This is a genomic window from Acinetobacter sp. YH12239, assembly GCF_013417635.1.
Lineage (GTDB): Bacteria > Pseudomonadota > Gammaproteobacteria > Pseudomonadales > Moraxellaceae > Acinetobacter.
Map to the genome: position 1 here is coordinate 278,662 of NZ_VPDP01000001.1, position 16,133 is coordinate 294,794.

Annotated in this window: 16 protein-coding genes; 9 read left to right on the forward strand and 7 right to left on the reverse strand. The window is 35.2% G+C overall.

What is annotated here, in order from left to right; all coding sequences use genetic code 11:
* Nucleotides 1-150: 150 nt before the first annotated feature.
* The 5 genes from FTV17_RS01290 (at nucleotide 151) to FTV17_RS01305 (ending at nucleotide 5,215) form a co-directional block, all read left to right on the forward strand.
* Entirely contained in the window at nucleotides 151-690 is a 540-nt protein-coding gene (locus FTV17_RS01290; protein WP_179997840.1) for a M23 family metallopeptidase, read from the forward strand.
* Between the two features lie 241 nt (nucleotides 691-931).
* Nucleotides 932-1,123, forward strand: coding sequence for a hypothetical protein (locus tag FTV17_RS01295; RefSeq protein WP_179997841.1), 192 nt, complete (start codon nucleotides 932-934; stop codon nucleotides 1,121-1,123).
* A 104-nt stretch (nucleotides 1,124-1,227) separates the two neighbouring features.
* Nucleotides 1,228-1,353, forward strand: a complete 126-nt coding sequence (locus FTV17_RS15460) for a hypothetical protein (RefSeq protein ID WP_257219857.1) — start codon at nucleotides 1,228-1,230, stop codon at nucleotides 1,351-1,353.
* A gap of 172 nt (nucleotides 1,354-1,525) precedes the next feature.
* Entirely contained in the window at nucleotides 1,526-2,353 is an 828-nt protein-coding gene (locus tag FTV17_RS01300) for a PhzF family phenazine biosynthesis protein (RefSeq protein ID WP_179997842.1), read from the forward strand.
* A 72-nt stretch (nucleotides 2,354-2,425) separates the two neighbouring features.
* Entirely contained in the window at nucleotides 2,426-5,215 is a 2,790-nt protein-coding gene (locus FTV17_RS01305; protein ID WP_179997843.1) for a pitrilysin family protein, read from the forward strand.
* 53 nt (nucleotides 5,216-5,268) lie between these two features.
* On the opposite strand, the gene FTV17_RS01310 is transcribed toward FTV17_RS01305, so the two are convergent.
* Complete coding sequence (locus tag FTV17_RS01310) at nucleotides 5,269-6,333, reverse strand: amidohydrolase (protein WP_179997844.1); 1,065 nt, start codon at nucleotides 6,331-6,333, stop codon at nucleotides 5,269-5,271.
* A 141-nt stretch (nucleotides 6,334-6,474) separates the two neighbouring features.
* Nucleotides 6,475-6,864: a DUF3144 domain-containing protein gene (locus FTV17_RS01315; protein WP_179997845.1), complete on the reverse strand. Its 390-nt coding sequence runs from the start codon at nucleotides 6,862-6,864 to the stop codon at nucleotides 6,475-6,477.
* 113 nt (nucleotides 6,865-6,977) lie between these two features.
* Here FTV17_RS01315 and FTV17_RS01320 point away from each other — a divergent pair, with 113 nt between their 5' ends.
* Both FTV17_RS01320 and FTV17_RS01325 read left to right on the forward strand, forming a co-directional pair.
* Nucleotides 6,978-7,610: a hypothetical protein gene (locus FTV17_RS01320; protein ID WP_179997846.1), complete on the forward strand. Its 633-nt coding sequence runs from the start codon at nucleotides 6,978-6,980 to the stop codon at nucleotides 7,608-7,610.
* Nucleotides 7,611-7,752: 142 nt separating this feature from the next.
* Nucleotides 7,753-9,462 (forward strand): ABC transporter ATP-binding protein, encoded by a 1,710-nt coding sequence (locus FTV17_RS01325; protein WP_179997847.1) that lies wholly within the window; start codon nucleotides 7,753-7,755, stop codon nucleotides 9,460-9,462.
* Between the two features lie 254 nt (nucleotides 9,463-9,716).
* Here FTV17_RS01325 and FTV17_RS01330 read toward each other — a convergent pair whose 3' ends face one another.
* Nucleotides 9,717-9,941, reverse strand: a complete 225-nt coding sequence (locus FTV17_RS01330) for a hypothetical protein (protein WP_179997848.1) — start codon at nucleotides 9,939-9,941, stop codon at nucleotides 9,717-9,719.
* 417 nt (nucleotides 9,942-10,358) lie between these two features.
* On the reverse strand, nucleotides 10,359-11,597 hold the full coding sequence (locus FTV17_RS01335) for an MFS transporter (protein ID WP_179997849.1): 1,239 nt from the start codon (nucleotides 11,595-11,597) through the stop codon (nucleotides 10,359-10,361).
* 117 nt (nucleotides 11,598-11,714) lie between these two features.
* Here FTV17_RS01335 and FTV17_RS01340 point away from each other — a divergent pair, with 117 nt between their 5' ends.
* Nucleotides 11,715-12,362, forward strand: a complete 648-nt coding sequence (locus tag FTV17_RS01340) for a TetR/AcrR family transcriptional regulator (RefSeq protein ID WP_179997850.1) — start codon at nucleotides 11,715-11,717, stop codon at nucleotides 12,360-12,362.
* Nucleotides 12,363-12,401: 39 nt separating this feature from the next.
* On the opposite strand, the gene FTV17_RS01345 is transcribed toward FTV17_RS01340, so the two are convergent.
* The gene (locus FTV17_RS01345) at nucleotides 12,402-13,868 is read right to left on the reverse strand and encodes a CYTH domain-containing protein (RefSeq protein ID WP_179997851.1); all 1,467 of its coding nucleotides are present in this window, start codon (nucleotides 13,866-13,868) and stop codon (nucleotides 12,402-12,404) included.
* 215 nt (nucleotides 13,869-14,083) lie between these two features.
* Between FTV17_RS01345 and FTV17_RS01350 the strand changes: the two genes are divergently transcribed.
* Nucleotides 14,084-14,464, forward strand: a complete 381-nt coding sequence (locus FTV17_RS01350) for a DUF962 domain-containing protein (protein WP_179997852.1) — start codon at nucleotides 14,084-14,086, stop codon at nucleotides 14,462-14,464.
* A 311-nt stretch (nucleotides 14,465-14,775) separates the two neighbouring features.
* Here FTV17_RS01350 and FTV17_RS01355 read toward each other — a convergent pair whose 3' ends face one another.
* Both FTV17_RS01355 and FTV17_RS01360 read right to left on the reverse strand, forming a co-directional pair.
* Nucleotides 14,776-14,982, reverse strand: coding sequence for a hypothetical protein (locus FTV17_RS01355; RefSeq protein WP_092767113.1), 207 nt, complete (start codon nucleotides 14,980-14,982; stop codon nucleotides 14,776-14,778).
* A 523-nt stretch (nucleotides 14,983-15,505) separates the two neighbouring features.
* Complete coding sequence (locus tag FTV17_RS01360) at nucleotides 15,506-15,874, reverse strand: hypothetical protein (protein ID WP_179997853.1); 369 nt, start codon at nucleotides 15,872-15,874, stop codon at nucleotides 15,506-15,508.
* Nucleotides 15,875-16,133: the final 259 nt, after the last annotated feature.

The following is a 16,133-nucleotide window of genomic DNA, read 5'->3' on the forward strand; positions in this document are numbered from 1 at the left end:
TATTGATCAAAAAAAATATGTAATTCTGACGATTTAATCGGTATAAGCAGGCTTTTATTGGTTTCTGACAAGTGCTTTTAATTTAATCAATACAATGCAAACGTCGATCAGATGCTAAAATTTAAATCAATTTAAGATGTTGGGTTGTATATGAAAAAAAGGAGTATCGGATCACTCATTGCAATCAGTTGGATGCTTACTGCTTGTCAGCCCCCAACTTCAGGCGAAACAGCAGGAATACAATATCCATATTTATACTGGAAACTTCAACAGCAAGCGTTGACAGTGCCATTAGCGATACCTGTTGAAGGCGTAAAAGAAACTCAATTAGCAGATACTTGGGGCGCGGCACGTTCAAATGGTCGTACACATCAAGGAATTGATATTTTTGCCAAACGAGGTACGCCTGTATTGAGTGCAACACAAGGTATTGTAAGTCGTATCGGCACAAATAGTTTGGGAGGTAAAGTCGTCTGGGTGGTAGGACCTCAGTTAAGTCGCCATTACTATGCACATTTAGATGAATATGCAGCACACATCCAAGAAGGTGACTGGGTTGAAGTCGGTGAAGTATTAGGATATGTGGGAAATACTGGCAATGCGATCAATACACCTCCGCATTTACATTATGGGATTTATTTAACGAGTGGTGCTACAAATCCATATCCTTATTTAAAACTAGAGGAATAAGTCACGTTAATACAAGTAAACAAATTAGAGAGCCTTGTAAGCCTCGTAACATATATCAATTTTAATCCTCTGAAATTTAAATAGCTTACACAATGGAAGTTACGATGCAGTATTTTGATACAGCTCTATGCTCGCAGTTTCGTGCAAAAGGTTTATGGTTATTTGTACTGGTCTAATTCTAATTCAAGTGAAAAAGAATTTAAGATCAGTATCAAAAAACTGATAATCATGGAGATATGAAATGAGTAATCAATACAATCAAGATCAAAATGAGCAACAGCAACAAAATCACCAGCAACGTCAACAAGGTCAACAGCCACATCAACAACAACCGAATCAGCAGCAACAGCAACAAGATCAACAGCAGCAGAATCAGCAACAGTCCCGTCAACAATCACAACAGCAATCTGATTTAGATCAACAAAATAGTTAATCCATTAATCATGAATTGAATGGGAATTTAGGGATGAAACCCCATTCTTGTCAGTAAATTCAAGCATTAACAATTTAAAGTGAATGACACGAGGAAGATAAGATATGGCGAATAAGTCCAAGTTAAAAATTAAAGATTTAAAAGATCAAATTAAATCGAGACTTAAGAAAATTTCTAAACATGAATCTAAGTTAAAAGATTTAAAGAAAGCGCTCAAAAAGCGTAAATAGTAAAAGACCCTCATGTGAGGGTTTTTTTATGGAAGATCATTAGAAATATACAGTTCATGAACGAATCTCTGTGAAGCAATAATTTATAGTCAAGAGTGAAATTAATCTATGATTTGAAATAATAAAAGATTATTATTCTCAATTAGAAGTTTGGAAATATTAGGGTGTATTTATGAAAATGTATCAAGTTGATGCCTTTACTACAGCGTTGTTTAAGGGGAATCCTGCAGCTGTAGTGGTCAATGAAGAATGGCTTGATACATCACTCATGCAAAATATTGCATTTGAAAATAATTTGGCTGAAACGGCTTTTGTTAAAATTATTGATGATGAAAATTATGAAATCCGTTGGTTCACACCTAAAGTTGAAGTCGATTTTTGTGGTCATGCCACTTTAGCGAGCAGTTATGTACTTTTTAATGAGTATACTCAAGCGAAAAACATTAAATTTCATGTTAAAGATTTAGGAATTTTTACCATCACGCGACAAGACGATGGAAAAATCACAATGAATTTCCCAGTTCGAATCCCTCATTTAACTGAAGAGTTTCCTGAATTATTAAAAGAAGTGGTCGATCGCCCAATCAAGGAAATTTATCTAAATCAACAAGCTTATATTTTAGTCTTGGAAAGTGAACAAGATGTGCTTGATGCCAAACCTAATTTTGCCAATATTAATGCAATTGCTGAAGCATATGAGGTCAGTACCTGCATTACAGCATCCGATCATCCCGATATTGCTATAACTGCAGCTTCAGAACAATATGATTATGTGGCACGTTATTTTGCACCACATAAAGGCATCAATGAAGATCCTGTAACAGGTTCTATGCATACAGGATTAGCACCTTTGTGGGCTGAGAAATTGAATAAAACAGAACTTATTGCTTTTCAAAGCTCAGAAAGAGGTGGCGTGTTGTATTGCCAGCTTAAAGAGAATCAAAGAATTGAAATTTCTGGCTATGCCAAACTTTATATGAAAGCTGAAATTTACCTTTAAAACATAAACCCTATTGATCACACCCTTAGCAGTCGTGTGATCAATTTTTTTATATCAATAATTGGAAGAACAATGCTAACTCGTTTTAAAAAACTTTCACTTACTTTAATGATCGTTGCGGTCAGTTCTAGCGGTTTAGCACAACCTATTTTGGTCAAGACTGAACAAAATATTGAAGAATACAAACTAGAAAATGGTTTACGGGTAATTTTGGCACCGATACCTAAAGAAAATAAAATTTTTATGAATATGGTGTATTTAACGGGAGCTTTGAATGACCCACAAGGTAAAGGTGGTTTAGCACATTTACTTGAGCATCTCGCGTTTAAAGGCACAGAAAATGTAAAAGGAGATGAGTTTCAACGTCGTCTAGATCAGCATACGCTCATGAGTAATGCGATGACTGACTACTATTCTACCCAGTATATGAGTGTCATCCGTCCAGAAAAAAAAGCCATTGATGAAATGTTGTATCTGGAGGCAGAGCGAATGGATAAGCTCGTACTTCAGGAAAAATTTGTTCCGTCAGAAATCGCAATCGTAAAACGAGAGCGTGAGGTTCGAATGGATCAACCTTTTTCAGTATTGATGGATCAAATTTGGAAATCTGCTTACGGAAATCAGTATCTAGGTCGTCTACCGATTGGTGATTTAACTGAGCTTCAGTCAATCAACATGAAGGAACTGAATCAATTTTACCGACAATGGTATGCACCGAATAATGCAGTTCTAGTGATTGCAGGTAAATTTAATAAAGCGGATATTCTGAGAGCAGTGGATAAAAATTTTAATCAAATTCCTGCGCGTCAAATTCCTGAGTCAACCCAAGTTCCAATGCTTGATTCGACCAGGATTAAAGAGCGTCAATTTATCGTGCAAAAGGGAAGTGATTTAGGTAAATACAATATTTATCTCAATGGCGCCCAGCAAAAAACACAGACCGCACTCGCTTTAGCACCTTATTTATTTACAATGCAACCTAGTGGTCATTTGTACAAAGATATTGTAGAAACAGGTACAGCTACACAGGTTCAATCGACGACATGGTTAACACCTGATTTTAATCTTGTTTTTATGGGGGCAGTGTATGCTCCTAATCACGACGAGAAAAAAGTTGCCCTGTCTCTAGAAAAAGGAATTGAGAAAAAGCATCAATTTAATGAAACAGAATTAAATCGTGTCAAAAACATGATTAAAAATGGTCAAGAGAGCATGATGACCAATGCCTCTTCTGTGGGTGGTTTCATTAGTGATTATGTGGTTTCATCCAATGGGGATTGGACAAAATATTTTAAAGATCAAGCAGAGATACAAAGTTTAAATGTCGATCAGGTTAATCAGGCAATAAATCAATTCTTGGTTGCTGAGCATCGCATTTCGGGAGACATACAACCTACGCCTGAGGATCAAAAAAAGGCACTCGAGCTAGACGCTCATGAGCAAGAATCAAAAACTTTAGATCAAGTGACAACTCAAGAAGAGCCTTTAAAAGACCCAGCTGTGTATAAAGCTGAAGTGGCTGAGCACCTAAAAAATTCCAAACAGTATGTTGAAAAGTTAGAGAAAAAAATCAAGCGTGGTACTTTGAAAAATGGGATGCAGTATGCACTATTCCCAACGTCAACACGCGATGACAAAACTTACGCATCGATATCTTTAAATTTTGGGACAGCACAATCACTCAAGCATCAAGGTGAAGCACTAGGCTTTATGTCTTATTTGCTATTGAGAGCATCTGAGCAGTATAGCCTGCAAGATATTGCAGACAAATCAATCGAGGCTGGTGGACGAGCATCTGCTTCAGCTGTTGATAATGGTATTGTGATTAACGTATCTGCGAAGAAAGAAAAATTTCCAGAATTCTTCAAGTTTATTGTCGACGTTATGAATAATCCGAAATTTGAGCAAAGTCAGTTTGACCTGATCAAATCACAAACATTATCGTCATTAAATCGACCATATACAGAGCCTGAAACTGTTGCGGGACTGACTATCGCTAGAATCGTAGAACGATATGAACCAGGTGATTTGCGATATCATTTTGAACCTGAGCTAGCAAAGCAGCAAATTGAAACCATCACCAATGATCAAATTAAAGCTTTGTACCAAAAGTATTTTACAACTCAAAATGGTCAAATATCGGTGACTGGTGATTTTGATGACAAAGCCCTTCTGAAATATTTGAATTCATCTTTAGGTCAGTCTAAGACAAAAGAACCATACCAACGTTTGCAGGGCAGTCATATAGATTATCCTGCTCAAAAAGTTCATGCGCTGGCTGAACAGCGTCAATTTGGTAATTATCAAGCGGTCATTGCCATTCCAGTAGGTAATAATCATCCTGATGCAGAAGCATTATATGTGTTGAGCCATATTCTAGGCGAGTCACAATTATCATCACGCCTTGCCATGGAGTTACGTGAAAAAAATGCGTTGGTTTACAGCTTTGGAAGTAGTTTGAGTTTGGATAATTTTATCAATGCTGGTGCTCTAGGTGTAAGTGCTAATTATGCAGCAGGAAAATCAGCTCAAGTTTCTCAAGGTGTGCATAAAGTATTCACTGACTTATTAAAGAATGGTGTGACGGAGCAAGAGCTTGAAGCGGCTAAAGCCAATATTATGAAACAGCGTGTCACGAATTTAGAGGATGAGCGCCGTATTCATCGTGGATTGAACAGTCAGCTTGAGCAAAATAAAACACAGCTTTCAAGACTAGAGCGAGATCAGGCATTTGCAAAACTGACAAAGAAAGATATAGATGCAGTGATCAAAAAATATATTAAGCCTGAGTTTTTGGTTGAAGTTATGGCAGATCAGTATGGTAAACCACAACCTGAAATGATTTCAAAGCCTAAAACTTAGAACCACAAAGTACGATTCAAAAAGGCTCATTCGATCGTGAATGAGCCTTTTTTTTAAAGCTTATAAAATTGCTGCGCATTTTTACAAAATATCTGTTCAACAACATCTGAATTATAGGCAGCGACAATGTCGCTAAAGGCATCAATGATATTTGTGAGTGATGTGCTCACTTTATCCATCGGGAAGTTGGATGCAAACATGACACGATAAGGCCCAAAACATTGTAAAGCATGAATAATCATAGGAGAGACCAATTCAATGATTTGTTGTTTAGATGCTAAGGTTCGTCGTGTATGAAATTGATGACCCAAAACTGGCATGAAGAGTCCAGACATTTTTGTATATACATTCGGACATTGAGCTAATTCAGCAAGATCTTCTTTCCAGTGGAAATAGATATTGTCTCGCGCAGTTTGGGTGATTCCTGTGTGTTTACCTACTGGGCCGAATAAACCTACTGGTGTGCCTAAATGGTCTAAGACAATCGAAGTCTCAGGAAAACGTTTTGCCAAAGCAATAACATCTTTAAGCTGGCTAGAATAAACCCAAGCATCGAAGCTTAAATTGTACTGGGCTAAGGCTTCAAAACCTTTTAAAAACTTTCGATCAGTGTAGAGATGGGGATCATCGTTCCAAGCATGAATTCCGGGATCTTCATGATGTGCAGCCATTTTTCGAATACCACGAAAATGCGGAGATGCCTTTTTATGCATTTTAAGAATTTTTTTGAAATTGCTTTCGCGAGGATCAGCTGTTGCAACGATTCCAGCCAATTTGATATTTTCTTGAGAAAAAGGAAGCTGCTGAATAAATTGCGTTTCTTCTACAACGCCAGTCCCTTTTTGATGATGCCAGCTGGCTTCGACATGTACAACACGGCTCACAGTATAGTGTCCAATGTCTTTGTGGTAATCCGCTGGTAAATAGGGTGCTGTGATGTAATCTGTAAGTCCTACTGTATCAATTAAATCTTTAGGTTTTACGAGACGAACGACTTTATCCAATATTTTCGGATGTTTTCCAAAAAGCTTAACAGCTAAAGCGGCAGCATGCGGTGTGTGATAAGGATCCCATTGATGTATATGAGCATCGACGATGGGAAAGTTGAGTTGATTCATCGCTATCCTTAGTTGAGTCATCAATAAGAATAACATACGAGAAATTGATCAATTTTTGAATTGCATTTTCGTTTGAATATTAGAGTTTAAGCATTAAAAAAGCCCCCTAAAGGAGGCTCAATGCACACAATGCAAATCTATTTAATGTTCGTGGTCATGTTTATTTGCATGAAACTCTTCATTACGACGGAAGCGAAGGTAGTTCTCAAACTGTTCGCAGTATTCGTCATAATTATCTTCAAGCATCATATGAAACTGTTGCATGATATAAGATATCACTTGTTCTTTAGCATCACGCATTTCATTGCCATCTTTAAAGTTATTGGCAGCAACCCATGTGTTAAAACGAGCAGTACCAAATAGCATCGCAGCACTGACTTGACCACGAGCATCGGCTGGTTTAACAGTAGAACCTTTTTCAACACGGCAAAATTCATTGGCTTGCTTAATAAATTCATCAGCACGTTCGAAGAAAATCGCATTCAATGCTTCTTCTTCAGTGACATCAGTCGCTTGAATCTTTTGAACCATGAATTGTTCCTAATAAATAACTTAATTCAAGCACTATTATAGGCAAAGGCTTGCATAAACTAAACCTTTCACTTAATCTAAAAATAGCCTAAGTAATTTTCATGAGCCTTTCTATGCAAGATGCTATCGCAGTTCAAATTTTAAAAAGTGATATTGCGTTACTGAGACAGAATATTTGGCCACCTGTCGATCTTGCGAATGTCGAAGGTCTACCCATTTATTATGGAACCAAAGAGCAAGTTGCTGCATATTACCAGCAGTGGACAGGTCTAATCGAAAGGGCACAAGATTTATTTCAACCTTTTATGGAAGACGAGGTTTTAGATGCCATTCATTTACCGAGTCATCTAAATTTACCGCTGTTTTATTTTCATGTAGATCGAATTCGCATTAATAAAACACGTGCAAAGGAATCAAAGACTTTTCGTGGTATTGCCAGTGTGTTAGAGAAGTGTGGGCAGTTTGAACCTGAACAAGTTTTAGCAATGAGTCGCTGGTTGGATCATGATGACACTGCTGCATTAGTTGCGCATCGCGAATTTATAGATTTAAGAACTTATGTATTTCAGCATGGACAAAGTGAATATACGCGAACACGATTTTATGTAAATGGTATTGTCTTAAGTGTTGAGCCTCATTTCGAGTTGGTTGATGCTCGCGATAAACCACGTAAGCAACGAAATGACTCATATAGCGATCCATTGGCGGATAACAACACGTGGCGTATTTATGGTAAATATCGTTAGTTGGGCTGATTGAACTTAGTTTAGACATTAGAATCAACGATTAGCTACCTTATAAGAACAAAGCTTCTACGATCAATATCCAAACTTATTGATTAGTATTGTTTAAAATAATCATCACAAAAAATAACTAATTTCAAGAATGATGACCGAAAAGATTAAACAATTTAAAAAGGCGTGGATGTTATTCCGTCAACATGATGAAAATGGATTAAGTGTATTCTTCGTTTTAGCCATACTTCAAATTTTAATTATTGGTACGAGTGTTGGTTTACCGTATTTGTTTAAGTTGCTGATTGACCAGACCAGTGAGCCTGATCATTACTATTCGATTCAAGACTTTTTTCAAATTCATCTGCTCTATTTATTCGCCGTGGCTTATGCACTCGCTTGGTTTATCAATGAGGGGATGAAGAATGTAAATAATTTTGCCATGTCTATGATGATCAGAAATGTTGATGCATCCATGCTTAAAGCTGGTGTATTTAATTTTCTCGATTTGAAATTAAAAGATCAACGTCAACAAGATATCGGTGTATTTAATGCAAATCTAATTCGTGGCAGCGAAGCACTTGGTACAATTATTTTTACTATATTTTTTGTTATTGTACCTACGGTATTTAAAATCTTAGGTATGGTGTATGTGCTCGGAAATACGATCAATCTTGAATTTGGTGTGTATTTTTTCGTATTCTCAGCTTGTACAGTTGCTTTATCGCTCATCATTACCTTTAAGACACAAGATATCTTTACGATTATGTATGGTGCTCGAAATCAACTGAATCAATTTGTGATTGAAAAACTACAACAAACTTATGATATCAAACTCAGTCATTCGAAATATTACGAATTTGAAGAGTTTAGCCGCAGAATCGATGACTATAAAATAAAGACTCAGGATACCTATAAAAAACTTCAGTATCTCATGATATATCAACTGTTATTTGTGTCATTTTTTCTTTTGGTATTCATGGTTTTATCAGTCTATATGTTTGAATATCAAAGTTTTAGTTCAGGTGATTTTGTTTTAGTCAGTACCTATATTATAGGTTTAACCATTCCTTTAATGATGATGTCTCAAAATATCATTCATTTGAAGGGTCATATTGTGGCTATTGATCAGTACCTAGAATATTTTGAATTGGAACATGAGTCATTCAGTACGAATGATCTAACAGCTGAGGAACAGAAAGAAAGTGAGGTGGGGTATTCATTTCAAAATGTGACATTTGATCTAGGTCAGCAGACGATTGAAAATTTTAATTTAGACATCGTGTGTGGAAAAATATATTTAATTCAAGGTCGAACAGGTATTGGAAAATCAAGTTTTCTTAATTATTTGGTGGGAATAGAAAAGATCAAATCTGGACGACTATTCTTTAGAAATTTAGAGATCACTTCAGTATTTTCAGAAAAGATATTTGATCAGATTGCTGTGGTCAGCCAAACTCCGATCGTATATTCAAGCTCATTAAGACAAAATTTGATTCAAAATACTGAGATCAAATATTCTGATGAGGAGCTTAAACATTGGCTAAAAGAGTTTGATTTACTTCATTTGTTGGAAAAAAATAAAATTGAGTTAGACGATGATATACAAGAAATTTATAAAAACTTCTCTGGTGGTGAAAAACAACGATTGAACATCATTCGTGCATTATTAAAACAACCAGAGCTTCTGATCTTAGATGAACCTACAGCAGCCTTAGATGAGAAAACAAGTTCGAAAATTTTAAAAATTATTCAAGATCGAGTTGAAACGGTTATTATGATTTCTCATGAACGTATGGCGACAGAAATTGCTGATGAAATTATTGATTTCAACATCATTCTAAATTTTAACAATAAGGATTAAATGATGATTGTTCTGGCATGAATATCATTCAAAAAAAAGCGATTTTTAAAAATATGTATTTATTTGATAAAATTTAGTGTCGAGCAACGATTCATGTACTTGATGATAGATTTTGATGTCAGTTAAACAATCAAATGATAGAAACTCATAAGTGAAAAACCTTGTAAGTTATCAATCAAAAGGCTCATTCATGAGCCTTTTGATGAGTGATTTGAAAGATTAAAAAATCTATTGATCATAGGAATTTTTTTTAATTAAACCAGCGTGTCTACAACGCCTTTTAATACACCTAATCCTAATGAATCAATTGATCCATTAAGTGTTTCATTTACGCCAGTGCCAATTTTCACTAAAGGATCTTTTAATCCTACAAGAGACCCGACAGTACCAAGCAAATTAGTCACTAAACCTGCACCAGATACTGCTTCAATTTCATTTAATGTAAGTTCTTTTAAAGTTGTTGGATTTGAATTATTCATTGTATTTACCATTCATGTTTGATTTTATTTTCAAGTAAATCGAATAACTAGCGTTAAACGATAGACTCATCATAATGAATGCATTGTGTATGCCAACTAATAAATAATGATAAATATATAATTTAGGTGAGGTTAATAGTGTGACAAGATAATTAATGGATTTTTCATGAAAAAGATTCGTTATTTTTGTGCAAATGTCACCAGATTGGTGCATTGATCGAGTTGAATGATGGTTGAGAATTGAGTGCGTTAATTCCTTAAATTAATTTCACCCAACGAAGTGAGTTTAAATCTCATAGAATTATTGAAAGATTGAGCGTAAAAAATTACGCTCAACTCAACTCAACTCAACTCAACTCAACTCAACTCAACTCAACTCAACTCAACTCAACTCAACTCAACTCAACTCAACTCAACTCAATTAATTGATGTACATTGCTGAGCTTTAGGATTATTTAATCCTCGACTATGTGTGAATACAGCAATTACAGCTAAAGAGATAAAAATCAATACACTGTAAATTAAGGTGCTGGTATTGAAGTGATCTACCATAAAACCACCAAATAATGCGCCTGCTGCAATCATGATTTGGAACATACTGACAAAAAGAGGCATCCCTTTTTCAACCGCATGTGGCGCATGTAAAAACATCCAAATATTGGCTGTCGTAGGAAAGGCACCAAAAGCAAAACCCCATAATGCTGTAAGAATATATGCACTAGGTAAGAATTTGGCATAAACAGGGAATGTAAGGAATACGATCGCTAAACACAATGCAACAGCAAAAAGCGTATAGCGGACATTGATATTGCTGCTATAACCAGAGAATGCATTGCCTAAGAAGCCTGCTGCTCCATAAATAAGAAGTAATGAACTGATGGTTGAACCATCAAATCCTGCTTCATTTTTATAGAATGGCGCCAAGTAACTGTACGTTGAAAAATGCGCTAATCCGATAAATAAAACAATGATTAACCCTTTACGAGCTTTTGGATCTCGAAACAATGCGGGTAAATCACTATATTGAATAGCTGAAGTCGGCGGTAATTTCGGTAGGAATTTAATTTCAAATAACAGAATAATGGCACCAATCACTGAGGTGATCATAAAAGCATTACGCCAACCGTAAATTTCACTTAGCCATGTTCCAACCGGAACACCCAGCACAGTTGCCAGAGTCACGCCAGCCATGACGATAGCTGTTGCTTTGGCGATGGGTAGGTGAGGAGGTGCAACACGACCACTTAAGGCGATTGCAGTTGCCCAGAATCCGCCTATCGCGATACCCAAGAAAAAGCGACTCAATAGAATCCAAGTGAAACTTTCTGAATAGCTCGTAATGAAATTTGCAATGACCATGACCGCTGTGAGTGCGATTAATAAATAGCGTCGATCAAGTTGCTTCACCCAGACTGAGATAAGCGGTGCTGCGAAAGCACCCATCACGCCTGGAAGGGTAATGAACAGGCCAGCAGTACCGACTGAAATGTTGAGATCTAGTGCGATTGCATTGAGCACACCAATAGGGAGAAACTCACTGGTCACTAATATAAAAGCGGTGATGGAAAGTGTAATAACAGCAAACCAATTTCCTTGATTTTTTGTAGGAGATGGAGAATGAACAGCGGTTTCAGTCAGATGAGATTCAGATTTCATTGACCAACGCTCCTTGAAAATAATTTCATAATGATTGTTATAAAAATAAAATATTTGAATTTAAGATCTGGGTCAATTAATTTATTAATGATCATTATAAAATTAATTGGGTTGAATATGCATGAAAGTTCAAAGCCAATAAATCAAATGGATAGTGCCAAATCAATATCTAAGGGGCGTGGACGTCCTAAGTGTTTTAATGAAGAACAAGCACTTGAAAAAGCCATGACACTATTTTGGAAATACGGTTATGAAGCCACGTCAATGAGTGATTTAACATTCGCCATGGGAATCACTGCACCTAGTCTTTACAGTACGTATGGTGATAAATCTGAGCTCTTTAATCGTTGCATTGACTATTATCTCAGGCACGAATCATGCTCGATGGAAATGATTTTTAAACAGGCACATTCCATAAAATTAGCAATGGAACTCTATTTGATTGAAAATCTAAAACGACTGGTGCAAGAAGACAAACCAAAAGGATGTATGTTGGTCGTGTCGACAATGAACTGTTCGATTCAAAATCAACAAATACAACAATCAATTTCGGAAAAAAGACAGCTATCTAAATCGAATTTAATTGAAAAATTATTAGCTGCCCAAGCCTCAGGTGAAATTAGTGCACAAACTAATATTCAGGCAATGACAGATTATTATATGACGATTTTACAAGGGCTAAGCTTGCAAGCACGTGATGGAGCAACTTTTGAACAATTGGAAAGTGTTGTACACATGGCGATGCAAACTTGGGATTATTTTTAAGTCAGAACTTCTCATTGACGAAAAGTTCTGACTTGAATTTTATGACTTGATAAATTTTCGACTGACTAGGAATTGTTCAGTCGCTTCCAAAAGTTTTTCAGCGTAAATTTCTTGCTTTGCCGTCAACCAACCTAACGCGAACCAGTCACTGGCTTCTAATTCTGTTTGCTGTAAGTAGGATGATGAGGAAGACAATACTTGATATTGTTCAGCTGCATAATGTGCATCATTAAGCGCCTTGCCGTATTTTTGTAAATTCTTCACATCAAAAATTTGTGTTAAGACTGGGAAACTGAATTTTAATTCACTTAAATGTATTGCCAATTGGTCAAGACTTTCAAAGTTAGAAGGATCAGCTTCATTCAGACATTCCTGTAAAACTTTATACTGATGTTGAAGCGTATTTTGAGCATAGGTTTTGAGGTCTTGGGTTTGCACCTTCTTGGAATTGCCTAAACTAAAACTCAAAAGTTCAAGATAGTGTTGAACGTTTTGGGTAGATTTGACTAAGTTATTTAATTTTTCTCGGGCGTAGAGCACATCTTTGCTGAGCATTTCAGCAGTTTTAGGGTTTTGCAGAATAGCGCCTAAGGTATGTTGCATATGCTCATAATGTTTTAGGTTTTCAAAATGACTTTTAAATGCAGATAACTGATGTGCCCATTTATCTGTGCCCTTTGATGTCCAGTCTTTAAAAATAGATAGACTTAAAAACAAATAGTTCAAAGCAATATGTGCTTGTTCGATGTGTTCCTGTTCAGCCACTTCCGCAGAAATCGCAGCAATATTCGGCAGTAAATGTTGCATATGATGACCGATCATCATCCGAATCGTTTTTTCTGCGCTTTCTTTTTTTGCAACGATCCATTCTTTTTCAGTTCGCGCTGGGCTTACAACTAAATTTGAAACCAATAAATTACCAAACTCAGCCTTACTTCGAACGTCTAGCCAAAGTTGATATTTTTTGACCCACTCAAAACTAAACGCTAGTAATGTTTCAACTTTTCCTTGTTTGAGTTCAAACTCTACTTCATGAATCTCATGTTCTCGATCACCTGATCGTACAACGCCAATATCTAGACTCACTTCAATCTCAGCATCTTCAAAGCTAATCACTCGAACTGTACGTTGAATGTCTGTTTCAAACTGCAAGACTAATTGGTCAAAATCACCTTTTAATGCGTCATTTAAGACCTTATAAGCTTCGGAATTATCTGAATAAATAGATAGATCTAAATTCGGTGCAGCCTCAAGATTACCTAAATCATGATTATGTTCGAAACGGTGTAAATGACTTTTACTTTTCGTCGCTTTTAAGGTCTGAACCCAATTGGTATTTTCAAGACGTTGTCGAATGGCTATCCCATGCTGAGAGAGTAGGCGATCAGGAGTGTCATAGTACTTTGCTTGCATTTGAATGAGTTCAGACTTTTTCGGATCGATTGCTTTTAAAATCGCATTTCGTCGAGCTTCTGGGATCTGAAACTTTAATTCAATTTCAAGCATGTGATTTTCCTAATTGATCAATCATTTTCATAGAAGTAAGACATTTGATTGCCTTTTAATTTAAAGGGGATTGTAACTGATTCGGTTAGAACCACAATCTTGACAATTCACTTACATTTAATTGAATGAATGATTAATCACAATATTTGTAAGATAAGCTTTTCAAGTGCGATTTTTTGAATTATGGTGGTCAAAAAAAGGACAGGAACAAAACAATGAATGCTTATGTAGAGCCATCTTCATCGCAAGAAGAAACCAAATTTCAATTACCCATCAAAAATTACTCAGAATTTTATCGTTTTTATTTGACTGAACACCGTAGCATTATGAGTCGTCGTTTACATGCAGCAGGTAGCTCAATCGGTATTTATTTTTTTACTCAAGCGATTCGTCAGCGTAAAGCTAAATATTTAGTCTACGGATTAGTTTCAGGCTACGCATGCGCGTGGGTGGGGCATTTTGTTTTTGAAAAAAATAAGCCAGCAAGCTTTAAACAACCGTTGTATAGCTTTATTTCAGACTGGAGAATGTTGTCAGATATTTTACGAGGTAATTTGAGCCTTAGAGACCGTAAATTTGATAAAATTGATAGCTAAATTTATATATTTTTTTTAAAAGCTCAGAATATTCTGGGCTTTTTTGTCATGAAATGTTTTAAGAAAGCTACAGGAAATTTTGTAACAATGATTGAATAATATGTAGGGAAGGCTAAAATTCAATGAATGAATCCAAATTATAAATTGTGGTATTTAATAAAAAAATTAACGTATTCAGTTAGATGAATTAACGATATTATTCTGACTATTTGCATAATGTTAAATTTAGAAAAACTGCTAAAAATAGAGTATTACATTGGTGCTATCAAATAAGCTGTTATGTTTCTTAAGAAAAATCCTATAAATCACAATTATTTCTGATTATCCAATTTTTTTAAATCAGGTCGAATTTTATAAATATTATTTTGGAGTTCAAAAATATGACTTAGTGCTTTTCCTATCAGTAAGATATTTTCTCTGTTTTCTAGCGATGGATCTGATTGAATCTTACTAGGAATACTGTCTAATAATATAGCGGCTTGATGCAAATCATCATTTATTTTTTTTAATTGATCCATTTTTCTCTTCTATAAATGTTGGTAAGGATATAAATAATATTAAGTTGAGATCCTGAATTATTCGACTGTTTGGTGTATTGCTGTTCTAATAAGAACTTTATTAGAACATAGTAAAATCGTAGCTCTAATACATCTTTTTCTTAAAGTTTATATTAGCATTTGAAGCGTAACACCATGTTCTTTAACCATATTTTACACATGTAAGAGGTTTGCATAATTCAAATATTCATCAGCTCTCAAGTTTATTTACTGGATAGTCGGATGTAATGTTTTTGCCATCGAGTTCAACGGAAATTTCTTCAAAATCAAAATAAATATTTACTGAATTTTCTTAAAACCTAATGAATTCAATTTGACTATCTTTATTCGTGTAAGAAAACTATTGCTGAAAGTGGTTTAATTTGATGAATCGCTATTTACTTTTCAATAATTACATTTACTAAGTCCTTACTATAATTTATTGTATTTAAATTTATGATTTTTAATAATATTTTGTTTTCCTCTTAATCTTAAAAGATATCACTTAATCATTTGCTGTACATGACATGCCAAAAGGTGTTTTCATACTGATTCGTCTATAACTAATGTCAGGTATGGGCTCCTTCGCAGGTAACATCTCTCTTTTTTCGCAAACTTCCTTTATGTACATAAGCGTGTCTTTCGAAGAACTATATGGAATATATTCAAGCGTATTTGAGTCAATGACTTTAAATCTCTGTCTTAGCTCATAAAATTTTTCACTAGGAGCTTGTGCTGAAAGCTTTCTTTCAATAATTTGATTTTCAGCTTCATACCAAGAGCGATCAACAAACCCTTCTTTGTCATGTTTAAAAATCATTTCTGCATGAGCGAAATTATTAGCTAATAATAAAATTAAAATTCTCATAAACATCTATTTTTTCTTTTATATATTTTAAATATATTCAATTATACCTCAATATTTATCCCAAGAGTTGGCTACAGAACTTGTGGATGAATTTGAGCTTGAAAAAAAATAAAATAGATGAAATTTCGATTTTGATCAATTTTTGTCATATTTTGCCAAAAAGGTCTATCCAGCAATTAGCTTCGAATGATTAGTCAAATTTTCTTGGATTAAATTTCACAAATTCATTTCAATCAATATCTTTAACACGCTTAGTCAACAATAG